This window comes from Vibrio fortis, from assembly GCF_000695685.1.
Classification (GTDB): Bacteria; Pseudomonadota; Gammaproteobacteria; order Enterobacterales; family Vibrionaceae; genus Vibrio; species Vibrio fortis_A.
This window is the reverse complement of the sequence record NZ_JFFR01000027.1, coordinates 414,184-429,973: the sequence shown is the minus strand read 5'-3', so window position 1 is coordinate 429,973 and position 15,790 is coordinate 414,184. Positions and strand designations below refer to the sequence as shown.

At 43.8% G+C, this 15,790-nt stretch carries 10 protein-coding genes and 3 tRNA genes; 7 read left to right on the top strand and 6 right to left on the bottom strand.

Annotated elements, in window-relative coordinates; genetic code table 11:
* Positions 1-324: 324 nt before the first annotated feature.
* Complete coding sequence (locus VFDL14_RS05135) at positions 325-3,012, top strand: Ig-like domain-containing protein (RefSeq protein ID WP_032552628.1); 2,688 nt, start codon at positions 325-327, stop codon at positions 3,010-3,012.
* 103 nt (positions 3,013-3,115) lie between these two features.
* On the opposite strand, the gene VFDL14_RS05140 is transcribed toward VFDL14_RS05135, so the two are convergent.
* A complete protein-coding gene (locus tag VFDL14_RS05140) occupies positions 3,116-5,695 on the bottom strand; it encodes a hypothetical protein (RefSeq protein ID WP_032552627.1) in 2,580 nt (859 codons plus the stop codon).
* A 677-nt stretch (positions 5,696-6,372) separates the two neighbouring features.
* On the opposite strand from VFDL14_RS05140, the gene VFDL14_RS05145 reads away from it, so the two are divergent.
* From VFDL14_RS05145 to VFDL14_RS05155, 3 genes are all read left to right on the top strand, one after another.
* A tRNA-Leu gene (locus VFDL14_RS05145) sits at positions 6,373-6,459 on the top strand.
* Between the two features lie 53 nt (positions 6,460-6,512).
* Positions 6,513-6,586: transfer RNA gene (locus VFDL14_RS05150), tRNA-Cys, on the top strand.
* Between the two features lie 209 nt (positions 6,587-6,795).
* Complete coding sequence (locus tag VFDL14_RS05155; protein ID WP_032552626.1) at positions 6,796-7,305, top strand: hypothetical protein; 510 nt, start codon at positions 6,796-6,798, stop codon at positions 7,303-7,305.
* A gap of 40 nt (positions 7,306-7,345) precedes the next feature.
* Here VFDL14_RS05155 and VFDL14_RS05160 read toward each other — a convergent pair whose 3' ends face one another.
* Positions 7,346-8,134 (bottom strand): lipase family protein, encoded by a 789-nt coding sequence (locus VFDL14_RS05160; RefSeq protein ID WP_032552625.1) that lies wholly within the window; start codon positions 8,132-8,134, stop codon positions 7,346-7,348.
* A gap of 284 nt (positions 8,135-8,418) precedes the next feature.
* On the opposite strand from VFDL14_RS05160, the gene VFDL14_RS05165 reads away from it, so the two are divergent.
* From VFDL14_RS05165 to dld, 3 genes are all read left to right on the top strand, one after another.
* Positions 8,419-8,492 (top strand) — tRNA-Cys (locus tag VFDL14_RS05165).
* 149 nt (positions 8,493-8,641) lie between these two features.
* Positions 8,642-9,544, top strand: a complete 903-nt coding sequence (locus VFDL14_RS05170) for a LysR family transcriptional regulator (protein ID WP_032552624.1) — start codon at positions 8,642-8,644, stop codon at positions 9,542-9,544.
* A 526-nt stretch (positions 9,545-10,070) separates the two neighbouring features.
* Positions 10,071-11,777, top strand: coding sequence for a D-lactate dehydrogenase (gene dld / locus VFDL14_RS05175; protein ID WP_032552623.1), 1,707 nt, complete (start codon positions 10,071-10,073; stop codon positions 11,775-11,777).
* A 162-nt stretch (positions 11,778-11,939) separates the two neighbouring features.
* Here the strand turns inward: dld and VFDL14_RS05180 are convergent, their stop codons facing one another.
* The 4 genes from VFDL14_RS05180 to VFDL14_RS05195 all read right to left on the bottom strand — a co-directional run bounded on the left by VFDL14_RS05180 (position 11,940) and on the right by VFDL14_RS05195 (position 15,775).
* Positions 11,940-12,911, bottom strand: coding sequence for a TonB family protein (locus tag VFDL14_RS05180; protein WP_032552622.1), 972 nt, complete (start codon positions 12,909-12,911; stop codon positions 11,940-11,942).
* A 5-nt stretch (positions 12,912-12,916) separates the two neighbouring features.
* Positions 12,917-13,339: a biopolymer transporter ExbD gene (locus VFDL14_RS05185; RefSeq protein ID WP_032552621.1), complete on the bottom strand. Its 423-nt coding sequence runs from the start codon at positions 13,337-13,339 to the stop codon at positions 12,917-12,919.
* A gap of 1 nt (position 13,340) precedes the next feature.
* Positions 13,341-14,186 (bottom strand): tonB-system energizer ExbB, encoded by an 846-nt coding sequence (gene exbB / locus VFDL14_RS05190; RefSeq protein ID WP_032552620.1) that lies wholly within the window; start codon positions 14,184-14,186, stop codon positions 13,341-13,343.
* A gap of 107 nt (positions 14,187-14,293) precedes the next feature.
* Positions 14,294-15,775, bottom strand: coding sequence for a surface lipoprotein assembly modifier (locus tag VFDL14_RS05195; RefSeq protein ID WP_032552619.1), 1,482 nt, complete (start codon positions 15,773-15,775; stop codon positions 14,294-14,296).
* Positions 15,776-15,790 lie beyond the last annotated feature (15 nt).

The window sequence follows — 15,790 nt, the reverse complement described above, 5'->3', positions numbered from 1 at the left end:
TTAATTTATTGCATACGATTCAATGATTTATCTTGTGTTGCTAATACAAGTTTAACTTAAATGATAAATGACTATTTTAGATTTCTTGTTTTTTAACGTTTGTTAAAAGGCATGGCACAGTTTTGACTAAATTCTAGATGCCTTTTAATCCTAACTTTAGTGTTTATTACTCACCTTCAACGTTTGTAGCCTCATCGAAATGAATTTAAATTCATGCGTTTAGGTTAACTACTTGCGCCCATGATTTATTTAGCGATCGTCACGACCGCGGACCTCTGCTGCGCAAAAATTATGACCAAAGATAAAATACATAAGATATTAAGTATGTTTAATACCCATTTTAATACCGTTACTTCCAGTACGTTTAAACTATCAATAATGGCTGTTATTGGCCTCTTATCTTTTTCATCCAGTGCGGCGGATAATTCGCAACATGTTCCGCATAGCTATCTGATTCAACAAGAAAAAACGGTTTCGTCTACTGTTAAACAAAAATTCCGTCAAGCCCAAGATAATACCGACAAATTAAAGCAAGCTATGATTGGTTATCGTGGTGGATCGGCGGACAATAAACGCCTCTATTTAGAGCAAATGATTTCACTTGCCCACGATCGTCAAGCGTTGCTCTCTGAGCTGCTTGAGCTAGAACCGAGTGCAGTAGCTAAAGTTGCTTTGAATACAAAAGCTCGTAAAGGTATGCCTGAAAAAGTCCAAGCCATGCTTGAGCTGGAGCAAACGCTAGAGGGCGAATTTGAAGTCTTTTACGAAGATTACGAAGATCACAGTAAGAGCCGTCTTCGACACGTACTAAATACTTCACAGGGCTTTGTTGAGGTTTACGGTTCTTTCCAGTCAAGATTCAACACTATTCGATCGGGTACAAAAGTGCGTGTACGTGGTTGGAAGTTCAGCAATGTAGCTGATAAGTCTGATGCTTTCGTAGTAAGCGATGAGGTGGATGGTCTAGCTATTTTAGCGCAAGACAGCACCACAACAGCTACAGTTACTAGTTCAGCCTCACTATCAAATACTTTTGGCGATCAGCGCACGTTAGTGCTTCTAGTTAATTTTCAGGACAATCCACAACAACCATGGACTATTGATCAAGTTCAAGACATGATTTTTGGGAAGGTTAACGACTTCGTTAAAGAGAACTCTTTCGGTCAAACCTGGTTGAGTGGTGATGTGCGCGGTTACTACACGTTGCCGCTCAATAGCAGTTGTGATTACAAAGGCTTTGAAAGTTACATCAACGCCGCAGCGGAAGCAGATGGGATTGATACGTCTAGCTACTTACGTAAGGTCTATATTTACCCAAAAGTAGATAACTGTGGTTGGTCTGGTATGGGTACTGTTGGTGGCAACCCTTCTAGAGCGTGGATTAATGGTGCATTTCGATTGAACACGATTGGCCACGAATTAGGTCACAACTTTGGTCTCCATCATGCTCAAGCACTTGAGTGCGGCACAAATACCGTTGGTGGTACGTGTTACAACTATTCATACGGTGACACACTGGACATTATGGGGACATCCAACGGTCATTTTAATGCCTTTAATAAAGAACAATTAGGCTGGATTAAACCCTCAGAACAAGAGGTCGTTACGGTTACCACTAGTGGCAGTTACTCTTTGGAACCCTATGAAACGGCACCAGCAGGTGCGGCGAAAGGCCTAAGGATAAAACGCGGAACTGATGAGGCGTCAGGACAACCTCTGTGGTACTACATTGAATATCGTCAACCTATTGGTTTCGATAGTTTTCTTGAAGGGCAAACTGGAATAACGGATGGGGTTGTCTTCCACGCTGTGACTGGAGATGATCTTAGTAGTGTCCAACTGCTTGATATGACGCCTAACAGTGTGAACTCAGACCTTATTGATGCGGCTTTGGTAGCGGGAAATACGTATGAGGATATTGAAGCGGGTATTAGTATTACGACCGAATGGGCTGATAGTACAGGTGCCAGTGTCCATGTTAGCTTTGCGGAGCCAGTGTGTGTGCTAAGCACACCAAGTATTGCTGTTGTTTCCAATCAAGAAACAGGCGTAGAGCCTGGTAGCACAGTGGGTTATTCCGTTACGGTAACTAACAATGATGAACAAGGATGCGTAACATCGAACTTCATTATTGAGGCCAGTGCTTCAAATGGATGGGATACAACGGTATCTGAGCTAAATTTGGCTCCGGGCATGAGTGATACAGTCTACGTTGATGTAACCTCGGATCAAGCAGCGGTAGATGGAAGCTATGTGATTACATTCAACGTGGAAAATGTTAGTGATAGTAGTTATAAGGCGAGCACTACAGCAAACTATGTGGTTGAATCCGCGTTAGAAGCTTGCTTGTTGTCGGCGCCATCTCTCATCCTGTCTACCAACCAAAACGGGGGTTTTGAGCCTGGCAGTACGGTAAGCTATACAGCGACGGTCACCAGCCAAGATAGCACAACTTGTGACGATGCTAATGTCACGATATCGGCAGATGTCCCAAGTGGATGGAGCGCGAACAGTGGTTCTGTTACTTTGATACCTGGTGAAACCCAATCAATTACGATGAATGTTACCTCGAGCCCGGAAGCCATTGATGGTATTTATGGCGTTTCAATCTATGCGATACATTCTGCGGATTTAAACTTGAATACTGACCAAGTCGTGAGTGTGAGTATTGTATCTCCGGTGATGGAAAATGGCGCACCTATCGCTATAAATGATACGGTGACACTAACATCCAAAGCTCCAGTGACTATCGACGTACTGATGAATGACAGTGATCCTGAGAACGATACGCTAGAGGTTATCTCAGTGACCCAAGGTTCGAAAGGAACGGTTCAAATTACATCTAATGGCCAGTTGTATTATTCGCCAGCGAAAAACTTCAAGGGCAGCGATAGTTTTAGTTACACTATTAGTGATGGTGTGAACACGGCTTCTGCGTCGGTGAGTATTGGTTTTGATAGCTCTGATTCGGACACCTCTACAGGTAGTAAAGGTAAAGGAAAAAATAAGTAAAGAATACAGCGGCTCACCGCGCTTTCGATAATAAAAACGCCAGTCAGAAATGACTGGCGTTTCGTTTTAGGTGAGTCTTAGTGATTTATAGTGTCTTCAAACATTAAGGCTGAATGACATCTTGAGTTTGAACCGTCACTTCGACCTCAGCAGCTCGAATACTACCGTCATCATCAAGTACTTCTATAACAACACCGTCAGCTGCACCAGATGCGTTAAAGGTGTCGAATATGCCAAGAGCATTGAACAGTTGAACACGAACGAAACAAGCATAGGTTTCACCAGCAGGAATCGTTTGTCCAACATTACAGTAACCATCTAGCAGTTGTTGGAATGCAGAGTCAAGTACACCCTCTATGCTCGTACCCGAGTCGTCGAAGATTCTGAACAATGTACCTGCATCAACATCGCCAGGGTTGTCAGAGTCAGGGATATCCACTCCGCGGATCGACATTTTGCGTAAGGTTATGTCTTCAAAGGTACTGCTATTGGTTAGTTTGACAAATATGCTCGCATGGAAACCGAAATTAGCTTCAAATTGTGGAAGCACATCATCGAAGTTAACTTGAGCTGTATCTTCGTTCGATTTGGTCTCAGGTTCATTTGGATCATTCGGATCGCGTTTGGCGGTCACGAACGCCGTATTTAGCAAGAACGTATCATCGAAAACGGTATCTGGATCGTTTGAACCATTACCCGTTACATCAGCGACTAAGGTACATACGTAAGGCGTGCCGTACGCAACCACTTGAGGGAATGAACACTCATCGCTTCGTTGAGTTGAAGATGCACTTGCTCTCACGCTGCTAAACAGCACGTCATCGGTCAAAGAAATTACGGTCAAGTCTTCTTTGGTTACTGCATTCGCATTAGTCATGGTGAATCGGTAAACGACTTCGTCTCCAGGTTCATCCACGTTGATAGATTGCATAAACGAACCTGAATCGATAGCGGGTGTCGGAACATTCGCATCTACAGACACAGCAACATCCTTCATTAGCGAGATCATTGGTTCGGCACGAGTCACACTCGCGACGGCCATGTCATTTGCTTCACGAGCCTCGTTGTCATTGATGTAGACTTTCACTGTGTTAGTGTAGGTACTGCCATCAGCAACGGTGACATCGACGGTATACTGACAAGTAAAGGAACCGTTCATTTTCGCTAACGGTGTATCGCTATTAGGGTTATCTGGAGCTGTACTACAAGCTGGAGTGCCTGTGCCGTCCGCCAATAGGTCAATATCGTCGGCCAAGTTGCCTGGTGTCCCGTTATCATCAATAAGTTGAATCACCCACGCAGCGTCAACTGTACTCAAGTTGGTCACTGTAACTTCATAGGTAATAAGGCCTTCATTGTCGATGTACCAAGCGCCAGCAACATTACGTAAACCAGGCCCACTGATCGGGGTTTTAGTAATCTCGACAACTGGGTCAACATTGATCATTTTAACTGTGACGACATTTGAACAGTTACCAGAATCGTTTGTGGCATCTCCATCGGTAGGGTCACAAGTGTCATCACCTATTACAGTGCCACGACCTTCGTTATCGGTAGCGCTAAAGCGAATGAAGTTTTCATAAAGCTCTTCAGGCTGTCCCGCAGCGTTTGCTGTGGTTGGGGCAGGATCATCTGGAAGGTCTTCGTCATTTATCTGGACGTAAAAACTACACGAGGTACTTGGAGTCGCGTCAGTGAGTACGATTGGGTAACTGAGGGTTTTACAAGTATTTAGGTTACCTCCAGAGTCGAGCAGATTAAGCGTACCTTGGTCGTCTGCTCCACCAGTTAAATCGAACTGTTCTAAGATCGAACCGTCTGTGCTTGAGCGATAGATATCTTCAAGGCTTGTGATTTGAACTGCAGACCCTGCAGCCTTGGTAATAGTCACCGTATATTTGAATGTACCTGCCGGCTCATTACTGCTAGCTGGCTCGACTGATTTCAACACAGTTGGTGGATTCGGTTTAATGAATACCGGGATGTTGAAGTTGTCACATTTACATTTCGATTTGTTGTTTGGAACTTGACCTGGGTAAGTTCCGTCTTCAGAACAGTTATCGCGTTCGATGTTGTCCCATGCCGCACAGTAGTTGAAGTCAGCTTGTCCGTCTAAGTCGTCATCTTCACAGATGATTTCGAAAACAGCCTCGTTTAGGGTGTACTCGTCGGCAGTTAAATCAGATTTTCTAATATCACCACAGGCGTCTCCATCAAGTTGCTGGGCAACAAGAAAACTAGGGTCATACCCGCTAGTTCCAATCGGCACTGGCAATAGGACACTACATGCTTCTCCATCTTGATATATTACGTCTGGATCGACGTTCTCTTTTCGAGGTACATAAAAGGTGGTATCCCAACGTTCTGCTGCATTAGCTCGCACGCGAATATCTGCTTTTAGTTTAAAGGTTTCTCCCAAGGTACAGGTTAAATTCCCAGAACTGCTGCCATCCGGGAGAATTATCTCTTGTGGAATTACCTGCGTAATCTCTACGTCATTCGCAGTACAGTTTAGAGCGTCGCCTAAATTACCTTTGAGACCGGAGCCACCAGTATCGAAGTAAGCATCTGCCATACAACTGTTTGCTGAGTTAGCTGGATCTGGATAAATAGGTTGCTCCGTCAATGCATTAGCAGGCGAAGCAATGGTTAAGCCATAAAAGGTAGTAGCGCTTATCAACATGACGTTGAATATCCTTTTATGTCGGTTGTAATTTAAATGTTCCATCATCTACCTTCTTTCATTGAAAGTTGATCAAAGGGGATATAAGTATCCAATGATGCGAACACTGGACTTTGGCATCATTGAACACATTAACTGCTTTTTCCCCTGTATCTTGACAATTGCTCCACAGAGTGCGTTATAAAACTTTAATGTTGGAACGCTTGCCGTTATTTACTACGGAGCAAAAAACAAACCAACACTTATGCTATTGATTTTAAAGACTTTTGTATTTTGAAAACTAAATAAAAAGCGCAATGCGTGAACAAAGTGTCAACTTGGAGTGGAGTGGTTTAGAAGCCATACCCAAAAATCAAATGATGGAACAATCGGTTAGGGTAAGAGAGAAAATGTTTCACTCGAATGGAAGGTATATTAACAAGTGAACACTTTGTGAGCCCAATATGATTGATATTGATATAGAGAGTGGCAGAAGGTGTATAGCTTAAGTTATGACTAAGTTATTGGAGTAATAGTTGTGCTGATTGCATATGATTTGCGCGGCAGGGACTGCTTTTTAAGCAATTGAATTAAAAAGATAAAATTTATATTGATCTCACCGCTCAATCCGTTAAAGTACGTCTCGTTCTCGCGGCACAAGCCGATGAGAGATGGTGTTGCCATCGCATGATTGCGTTGCCCTGGTGGTGGAATTGGTAGACACAAGGGATTTAAAATCCCTCGGCGTTCGCGCTGTGCCGGTTCAAGTCCGGCCCGGGGCACCATCTACTTACTCGCAAGAGGGAACAGAGTCGAACTCTTTAAACTCGCACAATTTGGCGCCTTGGCAGAGTGGCTATGCAGCGGATTGCAAATCCGTGGACCTCGGTTCGACTCCGGGAGGCGCCTCCAAATTACAAAAGACCAGCCCAGCGCTGGTTTTTTTGTGTCTGAATTTCCATAAACGTATCTTGCTATTTCTAGCTATTGAATCCGTCCTTAAGCAACTTTACCCAATAACACGTTTCAAAACGGTGTGGTTGTAAGCGTGTGTAACTAAATCGAGCATTATAATAAAACACTGTTCATAATTGTTTGGTTACCAAGAAAAGGAATAGTGAATGTTCAAAAAACTCGTCACCATGTCATTGATTACCATGCTAACTGGTTGTGTGCTTTATCCAACAACACGAGACTACTACAAGCCCATTGTGCAAGCAGGACAAGCAGAGACAGCAAGTTCTGGGTGTGGTTATCATAAAGCGAAATATGATGCTCTTGAGCAGGCCGTCGGGGATATCACAGTACGAGTTTATCCTAGCTTGTCCTCAGAAAAGACACTGATGGTGAACTTTGGATTAGAGTCTCCACAGGACAGCGACCATTTGAAGCTAAATGCCGTTATCAGTAATGACGTTCAATTAAATGAGGAATCTGAATCACTGACTTTAACGTCGAAATACTTACATGATGGGGTGTATCGCACTTGGTACTCGTCAAATGCTTTCCAGCTTACTGACAATCCGAATCAACTGATGATCTCTGTGTCAGACAGTCATGGCAAGACGTATCAATTCATGTTTGAGTTTACTACTCAGTCAGATATCTACTACGCGTCGATCAACTGTTAGGCAGTGATAAAGTTAAGACTCGAGTAGAGCATTCGTGCATTTATCTCTGATCAAAAAAATCTTTGTTGCGAATGTATTTACTCATTAAGTGATACGAGAAGGGACGAATCACCCAGCTTAATAGCGAGCGCCCAAAGCGAATTAGGGTTGGGGTGTTCTCATAGATTCGACCGTTGTAAAGCCAGAGCATTCTGCCTGCGTGCCAATAGATAAGGGGAATCGGCGGCATGAAAGTCACAATGTCTAAATCACAGCAGATACGGTAGGTCTTCTTGTTAAGAGAATAGCGCTGCTTGAATTGCCAGTTGCCAATTGCGGGTTGGCCAAACGTCACGACACGTTTAATGCTCTTAGGGTATTTGTGATTCAGGTAATCAGCGAAAACGCAGCCAATCGCTCCACCGGAAGAGTGGCCGGTGATGGTAACTCTCTTGCCTTTTTCGATGAGTGGCGCGAGTGTTGTTTCTAAACGTTCGAAGACTGAAGCGCCGAGCGTGTCGTCGTTTCTACTGGGTTGACTCTCTTGAAACAGAAGATGATAAAACCCCGCGTGGATACGGTAGTTGAGCCCAATGGATTTACAGCTTCTTGTCCATAACGCGAAGTTCAACAGCCAATCACTTAGGCTATGAGAGCCTTTAAGCACCACAATAACCTCAGTTTCCGCTTCACTCCACAGCACTCGGATCATGGTTTTACCGAATTGATTTTTGATGATTCGTTGTCCGTTTGGGTCAAAGCCATAGCGTGTCTGTTTGAACACTCTTGGGTATGCGAGATTGCATAAAACGGCATACCTTTCATACTGGTATCTTTTAAGTGGTTTCAAACTTGATTCCAATCGTCCCTTTACTTCTTACCTTAGTGGGCAATTGTGAAATATCCATGAAAACTAAAACGAAGAGTTGAGCCTGAAAAGCTGTGTGCGCTTATTTTGTTCAAGAATAGTTCAAAGCGTCAGCGAACGAGACAGTAAAGTTTAGGCAACGGTTGACTCAATTTTTATAGGCGCTATAGTACGTCCCGTTCTCGCACAGAGAGTGTAAGAACACGGCAAGATTGTTATAGGAGATGGTTTTATACAAGCTCCCTAAGATAACAATAAAGCTCAAAGGCGCCTTGGCAGAGTGGCTATGCAGCGGATTGCAAATCCGTGGACCTCGGTTCGACTCCGGGAGGCGCCTCCATTTCACTATCACATCAGATTGGTCAGCTATGCTGGCTTTTTTTATATCTAAATTTTGTGCTCCGAGCTGAACAAGTGTGAGATTAGGGTCAGCTTTTTTAATTAAAAGCACCTAAAATTACCTTGTTATCAACAAGCTTGCGAGAGTCCATGAGAAGTACAGACGATTACATCATCTTTTATCACTTAATCGAGCAAGGCTCTTTTAGTGGCGCTGCAAAACAGATGCAGTTGACCAAGTCGGTGGTGAGCAAGCGCATTGCTAAGTTAGAACAAGATCTCGGTGTGCAACTTCTCTATCGAACGACACGCAGTATTAAGCTGAGCGAAGCGGGCCAGTCGTTTTATGAACAAGCAAAACGCGTTTATCAGGCTGTTGCAACAGCAGAAGAATCGATCGTTGGCCTAGGTCAGAGCTTGTCCGGTAGCATCAAGATTACTGTACCGACCATCTCTGGGGAGCTCATTTTACCGGGGGTAATTGCTGAATTTAACGAACGTTACCCAGACATCAATATAGACATGGATCTCGACAATCGTTTTGTCGATATCGTTAACGATCGCTTCGATCTTGCTATTCGAACCGGTGTGCTGCCAGACTCGAGTCTCATTGCTCGTAAGCTGGTGGATGCACACTGGGTCGTATGTGCTTCTCCTAAGTATCTCGCCGTAAATGGCAAACCAGATTCCCCTCAAGAGTTGGTCAAACACAACTGTTTGGCGTACTCCTATCAAGAGACTGGGGCAAAAGAGTGGGCCTTTAAAGCGGGCGACGAACTTTACCAAGTCAAAGTAGATGGTAACTTGTGTACTAACAATTCATCGGCACTAAGAAATGTGGCTTTGTTAGGGCAAGGGATCATTTACGTACCTAGAGTCTTGATTCATGATGATTTAGAGCAGGGGCGTTTAATCCAACTTTTTCAAGGACAAACAGCCAAGTGCTTAGGTATTTATGCGGTTTACCCTTACACGCGTCAGCAACCTGAAAAGGTGAAGCGTTTTATTGAACACTTGTACCAAGGGTTTCAAAAGCGTAGCCATCAGTTCTAGGCATTATGTAAGTCTCTAGGCAAAGTCTAACGATTCAGGCAATGTCTAGCTATTCTGGTAATGTTTAAATAGGCAGCTAAAACCTAAACAAGCCCCAACATCTTTATACTTCACTTAGCGAAACTTTACTTTGCGACATTTCACTTTGCGAAACTTCACGGTCAACGGCATCTTTCCTTTGATATTACATTGTCGCTGAGTGATTGTTCCTCCCATTGATTATCTTTTGCTCTGCATCTCATGCTTAGCCTCTCACTTAGCGTCTAGATTATAAGCAGTTGCAAGACATGCATTTGCAATAACTGGATGTGTGACGCAGCTGTTAATGTATGGTTTTGATATTGTTTCCATAAAGAAACAATCTGTTTCTTGCTCAAACTTTGAAGTTTGTTTTTGTTAACTTAATGAAAATATTAGCTTTATTAAAAATAAGCTTAATTTTGGATAGTGTTGGCGAGATCAGCAGCGTAGACGCTGTATAACAGGCTGCTTATAGTGGCTGGGCATAATAATTAGAGATATGGATATGAAACAAAAGCAGCTGATTGATCAATTCAAGGTAATCGTGGGTGATGACAATGTGTTAACCGACGATATCAAAACCAAGTATTACCGTTCGGGCTTTCGCTCTGGTGGTGGCTCTGCACTGGCCGTTGTCTTTCCAAATACCTTGGTAGAGCAGTGGAAAGTTATTAAGCAATGTGTCGAAGCTAACTGCATCATCATTATGCAGGCTGCTAAAACCGGTTTAACAGAAGGTTCTGCACCAAGCGGTAACGATTATGATCGCGATGTTGTCGTTATCAATATCACTAAAATGAAACAGATCCACCTTCTTGATGGTGGCAAGCAAGCAGTTTGTCTACCGGGTGCGAGTTTACACTCCCTAGAAAAATCACTAAAAACGGTTAACCGCGCACCACACTCTGTTATCGGTTCTTCTTCTTTAGGTGCGACAGTGGTTGGCGGTATCGCGAACAACTCAGGTGGCGCGTTAGTGAAGCGTGGCCCTGCCTACACTGAGCTTGCGATATTCGCTCAAGTCGATAAAGACGGCAAACTTCATTTAGTTAACCATTTAGGCATTGATGGTCTTGGCGAGACACCAGAGGAAATCTTGCAAAACATTCAGAACGGAAACTTCGACCCAAGCAAAGTGGTTCATGATGATCGCATGGCTTCTGACAAAGAGTATGACGAGCGCGTGAGAGAAGTGACCTCTGACATTCCTTCACGATTCAATGCGGATGATCGCCGACTGTTTGAAGCCAGCGGCTGTGCCGGTAAGCTTGGTGTTTTTGCAGTTCGTGTTGATAGCTACCCAGTACCTGACAAAGAGCAGGTCTTTTATCTTGGTACAAATGATCCGGCGAAACTCACTCAGCTACGCAAAGACTTTTTGACTCAGTTTGAGAATCTGCCTGAAATGGGCGAGTACATGCACCGTGATATTTTTAATATGGCGGAGAAGTATGGCAAAGATGTATTCCTATCCATCGACCATCTTGGTACGGACAACTTACCAAAGATGTTTGCTTTAAAAGCCAAGGTTGAAAATACCTTAGAGCGAATCCCGTTTGTTAGTAAACATCTTCCAGATACGATCTTGTACTATGCGAGTAAGGTGTTCCCGCAACATTTACCACAAAGGTTGCTAGATTATCGTGACAAATACGAGCACCACTTGATCTTAAAGATGAGTGATGGCGGTATTGATGAGGCTAAGAAATACCTTAAAGAGGTGTGGGCAGCAGAACCAGACCAAGATTACTTTGAGTGTACCGCAGAAGAAGGTAAGAAAGCGTACCTGAATCGTTTTGCAGCAGCAGGAGCGGCGATTCGTTACGAAACCATCCATCGAAATGAAGTAGAGGACATTGTCGCACTCGATATTGCGTTACGACGTAACGAAGAGGAGTGGTTAGAAACACTTCCACAAGAGGTGACAGATAACCTTGTGATGCCCCTCTATTACGGTCACTTTATGTGTTTTGTCTTCCACCAAGATTACATCTTCAAAAAGGGAACAGACACAAAACGCATGAAGAGATTGATGTTAGAACACTTGAATAGCCGTGGCGCAAAATACCCAGCGGAACACAACGTAGGACACTTGTACGAAGCAGAAAACTCACTACAGAAGTTCTACCATCAGCTCGATCCAACCAATACCTTTAACCCAGGTATCGGTAAAATGGACAAGTATCGCCGTAATTGTAACTGCTGTGCTTAACGAGCTCTAACCGAAACATTTTTGGTTGTTAATATACAAAGCCACTTCAACGAGTGGCTTTGTTGTTTTATAGCGCCTGAGTTCGAGCATTTGGGCGTTTGAGAGTATGAGTAAGGGGTTGAAGCTCGAACCTGCGATGCTAATACTTCAAATACAAATGACTCAGAAGCTAAAGTTGATTGGAAGAGTAAGGCTTAAGCGTGTACCAGTTATGCTCGTCGGGGGTTTAACTAATGGTTGAGCGCGGTAAACAAGGTCGACAGCTTCGTTATCTAACGAAAGGGTACCCGAACTTTTAACCAACACGACGTCAATCACATTACCTTGGCGATCCATTGTAAATTTGATAACAGGCATGCCTTTCTTCTTCATGCGTTTCGCTTTTCTGGGGTAACGCTTTTCTCGCTCAAGATGTGCATGAAGTGCTTGCTGCCAACTAATTTTAGCCGCTTTTCCTGCTTCAGAAAGTTGTCCAACCCGAAGCGCACTCGCTTGCTGCTGGCTATTTTTAGCCATTAAATTAGGTTGAGATTTTGCTGTTTGCACGATTTGTTGCTGGTCTTTGAGATCATCACTGATTGGACGCGGTTTCTGAATCGGAACGGGTTTCACAATCGCCTTTTGGGGATCGGGGGTGACTTTAGGTTTCGTCTTTTTGACAATGGGAGGCTCTGGACGACTTTTAGGTGGTACAGGTGTTTTCGCAACCTGTTTTGGCTCCTCGGGTTTAGTTTTCGTCTCTTTTTCCGGTTTGGCCTCTTGGTTTATTGCTGATGAAAGCGCGTTTGCTTTATCAACCTCAACGAACTTTGGCTGCTCTTTCACAGCTTTCGGTTTGACGATTGGTTGTATCTCCTCAACCGTTGCAGCTTGGATCATCTGCTCTTGAACTATCTCAGGTTGATGTTCTCCTATCTCCGTATCTTCTACTTGCATTTTTGCCATCGCAAGAGGGGCAACAATCGTAACCTTAATGGGTGCAGCTTGCAGAGGCGGAGCAAAATCGTACTCAGGTGTCCAAAGGTAATAAACAAGTGCAGATAAGTGAAGGGCAACACTCAATACAAAACCGACGACAAACCAAGGTCGACGAGGCTTACGTGATATGACCCTTAAGGTGGCAAAAATACTCATGCTTATTACCCCTGCGGCGTTTCTAAACCAACGAGCGCAATCTGGCTGTATCCGGCGCGTATAAGTGTGTTCATGACTTTCATGAGTTCGTCATACGTAACGCTTTTGTCAGCTCTTAGATAAATTCTTCGATTTTGGTCCTCGATAAGTAGCGGAAGATCAAATGATAGCTGTTCTAACGTTGAAGTCTTATCCTCACCTAATGTCAGCTCTAGCCCCTTACCAACGGTAAGGAACAAAGGTTCATCAGGTAAAGGTGTGGCTTCAGCAGAAGATGAAGGTAGATCGACGGGCACATTAACGGTAGCCAATGGTGCTGCTACCATCACAATGATGAGTAGAACGAGCATTACATCAACCAAAGGTGTCACGTTGATATCGTGGTTTTCCACCAGTTCATCGCTGTCTGAAGATGTTTGAAATCCCATATCACACCACCTGCTTTAATTGTGATGGCGTCTCTTCATTGGTATCGCGGTCACAATCTCGGCTAACAAGTACCATGGTCGCAACAGACACGTCTGTTAGGAGTGCTTTGTAGTGTCCAATACGTCGAGAAAAATAGTTATACATCATCACCGCAGGAATAGCGGCAACTAAACCGATCGCTGTTGCGAGTAGTGCTTCAGCTATACCAGGGGCCACAACGACAAGCGTCGTACTTTTGGCTTTCGCGATGCCGATAAACGCATTCATAATTCCCCAAACTGTACCAAATAGGCCGACGAATGGGCTAACTGAACCTATGGTTGCCAAAATGCCCGTCAGTGACGTCATGTCTCGGGTTAACTCCGCTTGAACTCGCTCAAGTCTTAACTGAACGCGTTCTTTAATGCCGTTATGAGTCGCAGGGCCTTGACTGGACATATAGATTTCGTGCTGTGCAGCGGTCACTACGGAGACTTCTTGCCCTGTTTGTAGCGTAAGAGCGGATTCCGCATGCTGAAGAGTGTCTGTGGTCACTAAGGTTGCTAATAGTTGCTTAGTTCTTTTCGTAGCAAGAACGAGCTGTATCTGCTTAGTAATGAAGACTGCCCAGCTCAAAATAGAAGCGACTAATAAAGCGATCATAACCGACTTAACCATCCAATCTGCAGCATGGTACATTCCCATTGGCGAAAGATCGTGGGTGATCAATGGATTTGAAGGTGGGGCAATCTGTTGGTTTGAGATCACAGTATCGGAGATAGGTTGAATCGACGTATCACTCAAAGAATAATGGGAAAACGTCAGCATTAAAAACACTGACGCGATACGAAAAAAAAACGTTGTCATTAGGTATCACTCACTAGGGATTGAATTAGGCTGGTGGAATAAATTTCCACGTTGTCGCTACCTATACCGAATGAAATTAAAAAAACCGTAAAGAAATTTTAATTATTTTAAAAACGCCTAGTGAACTTGATAGTGATCTCACTTTGCTGGTAGGTGTAGAGCCAATCAACATTGCTTTTTATTCTTTTATGATTCCAAACCAATGAAGGGGTAACACCGAATAACTTGATATCTTTTAGCGAAGCAGAGATCGCGTAATTTTGCTCTTTATCTCTACGCGTTTCGCTCAGAATGCTATTGAAGCCTTGGTAGTCACGATGTCTAAACGATCCAAAAAGTGTCAGATCAACCCAAGGAATCACATCTGAATTCAAGCCAATTTTACCGCCATATAACTCGTAAGCATGGACTTGTTCTTTGTTCTGTTTACCTGTCCAGTCTATGCCACCGAATAACAATAGGTCATGATTAAATTGGTACCAATAAGTAAGATACGAAGCCAGCTGCCAGTCTGTTTGATAGCTGAGTACACTTGGGATGTAGTCTTGATAGTCGGCTTTGAACTCGAATTTAAGGGCACTGTTTTGGCTGGTTGTTCTAAGCCAGTCTAACTTGACTCCTGAGCTGAAATAAACAGAGCTGTTCGCGTAACGACTTAGTTCAAAAGAGGGGCCGATTGATACTTTGTTGAGGCGATCATGAAAACTGTATCCAAAGCCGATTCGAGAGGTATGTTCATTGTAATCACTGTTGTTCCCGTAGTTAGTGCCATAAGTTAGGCCTTGTAAATGAATACCGTGGTGTCGAGACAAAGAGAAACGTTTATTGATACTCGCCTCAAAATCGATCCCATATGCTTTTTCTTTTTTAGGCGTAACACGGTCAAAGAGACACTGACCTGTGTTGGATGTCACTAGGCAGGTATAGGATTCAGAAGAGCTGTTTAAGTTATCATTAAAAGAACCGCCAATCGCCACAGACCCGTTCCAGCTGTCGCGAGCAATAAGCGCTTGGGTAAAGCTGTCGATGGTTCGAATCACCCCAGCAGCTCTCGGATTTTGTGAGGGTATTTTTGATTTGATTTGATTGAACAGATTGAGCGCATCTCGGTTTTGGTTACTTTCAAACAAGACTCGTGCTAGCTCTAACTGCGCGGGCATAAAATTGGGTTGTAAGGCTAATGCGTCTTCGAATGCGAGTTGGGCGTGTTCCAGATAACCTTTAGCTCGAGAGATTGCGCCGTCAGCGTATTTAAGTAACAGTGGGTCAGGCTGTTCAAACTGTCGATAGATTTCCAGTAACTGGTTAGCTTGCACCCATTGACGATAACGAACAGCAAGATGAAGAGCTTTCGCGACTTGACTCACATCGTTTGTGTCGATCTGGTATCCAGTTTGGGCTGGTTTTGGGGAGCTTGCTTCGCGCTGGTTCTCTTCTTCAAGTATTGCTTGTTCTTTGTTTTGAGCCGACAGGGCGTCTCGTTGTTCAATACGAAACTGCGTATCCGTGTCTTGAGACCAAGAAAGAGGTGAAGAAAAAACGCAAGACAATAGTAGGCAACGTATAAGTGGAGTGGTGTTGGAGTTCATGTGGTGCTCATTAAA

Excerpts from the sequence above, each read along its gene's own strand:
- VFDL14_RS05195 (WP_032552619.1), bottom strand. The coding sequence starts at position 15,775 with ATGAACTCCAACACCACTCCACTTATACGTTGCCTACTATTGTCTTGC.
- VFDL14_RS05170 (WP_032552624.1), top strand. The coding sequence starts at position 8,642 with ATGAGAAGTACAGACGATTACATCATCTTTTATCACTTAATCGAGCAA.
- VFDL14_RS05180 (WP_032552622.1), bottom strand. The coding sequence starts at position 12,911 with ATGAGTATTTTTGCCACCTTAAGGGTCATATCACGTAAGCCTCGTCGA.
- VFDL14_RS05155 (WP_032552626.1), top strand. The coding sequence starts at position 6,796 with ATGTTCAAAAAACTCGTCACCATGTCATTGATTACCATGCTAACTGGT.
- dld (WP_032552623.1), top strand. The coding sequence starts at position 10,071 with ATGAAACAAAAGCAGCTGATTGATCAATTCAAGGTAATCGTGGGTGAT.
- VFDL14_RS05140 (WP_032552627.1), bottom strand. The coding sequence starts at position 5,695 with ATGTTGATAAGCGCTACTACCTTTTATGGCTTAACCATTGCTTCGCCT.
- VFDL14_RS05185 (WP_032552621.1), bottom strand. The coding sequence starts at position 13,339 with ATGGGATTTCAAACATCTTCAGACAGCGATGAACTGGTGGAAAACCAC.
- VFDL14_RS05135 (WP_032552628.1), top strand. The coding sequence starts at position 325 with ATGTTTAATACCCATTTTAATACCGTTACTTCCAGTACGTTTAAACTA.
- exbB (WP_032552620.1), bottom strand. The coding sequence starts at position 14,186 with ATGACAACGTTTTTTTTTCGTATCGCGTCAGTGTTTTTAATGCTGACG.